Source organism: Nocardia sp. NPDC005978, assembly GCF_040614455.1.
Lineage (GTDB): Bacteria > Actinomycetota > Actinomycetes > Mycobacteriales > Mycobacteriaceae > Nocardia.
Genome location: NZ_JBEXUS010000250.1, coordinates 1 through 1,165, shown reverse-complemented (window position 1 = coordinate 1,165; position 1,165 = coordinate 1). Strand labels below are relative to the sequence as shown.

At 33.0% G+C, this 1,165-nt stretch carries 2 protein-coding genes; both read right to left on the bottom strand.

Features of this window, described 5'->3' with window-relative positions:
* On the bottom strand, window positions 1-921 hold a 921-nt coding region (locus tag ABZ319_RS40480; protein ID WP_354991890.1), incomplete at its 3' end, for a YfhO family protein.
* A gap of 61 nt (window positions 922-982) precedes the next feature.
* Window positions 983-1,165: hypothetical protein (locus ABZ319_RS40475; RefSeq protein ID WP_354991889.1), on the bottom strand; the 183-nt coding region annotated here is incomplete at its 5' end.

Sequence of the window (1,165 nt, the reverse complement as noted above, 5' to 3'; positions counted from 1 at the left end):
GAAAAATAGAATGGTTAAAATAAAAGGAAGCAAACCAACAAAGATCATTGGTATAGATCCATACTTAGTTGTATCAAAAGACCCAATGAATTGTTTTGCGAAAATATCCAGATACCAGCTACTATCTGTTTTCAATTTTGTGATGGCAGTTAACTTCTCCCCATGAGTTTGTAAATCAAACAGTGTAGGAAGAGTCATAATCAAACTAGCCATTCCAGCTAAAAAGGAGGTAACAACAAAATCAAGAAAAGATGATCTTCGATTTTTAAAGTCCCATGAAATTTGGCAGAGATACCAGAAAATAAGAAACAATGCTGTCATATATCCAAAATAATAGTTTTGAATAAATAATATTGACAAACTTGTAAAGTATAGCAGGCACTTCTTTTCCGTTATAAGGATGTGTAAGCCAGTTATAATTAAAGGAATCAAGATAAAAACATCTAGCCAGGTTTTTATCTCTAACTGACTAACGGTAAAGCTCATTAGAGCATAGGAAGTAGATAAGGACAGTTTTAAAAATTTCGGAATATCTTTAAATAATCTATTTAGACTAAAGAAGGTTGATAGGCCAATCAATCCAAATTTTAAGAGAGTGGTCAGATAAACAGCATCTGGCATATTCGACAGATTAAAAAAGTAAACCAGAGGTGAGAGAAAACTACCCAAGTAATAACTAGATAGAGCATAGAAATTCAGTCCGAGGCCACTTGTAAAGGTGTAAAACAAACTACCATTTCCATGTAGAATATTCCGTAAAGCCACATCAAAAATAACGTATTGATGGAAACCATCTCCTAATAGTGGAGATGTATCGCTATTCCAGTAGATACCTTGAGTTAGGTATACTCCAGTCATAATTACTAAAGGAATGATGAAAGAAACAAAATAGGTCCAATATGTTTTAAAAAATGATTTCATGTTACCTCGTAGAATGATAGAAAACTCAGTTGGTTAACCCAACTGAGTTTTGAAGTCTTATTTAGTCTTTCCAAAGGTCTTTGACTTTTGCTTGTACTTCTGCATTTTCTAGGAATTCATCATAGGTTTCATCGATACGATCGATGACGCCATTCTTAGACAAAACAATAATATGGTTTGCCAAAGTTTGAATAAACTCGTGGTCATGACTGGCAAAGATGATTGATTCTTTAAAGTTTTTCAA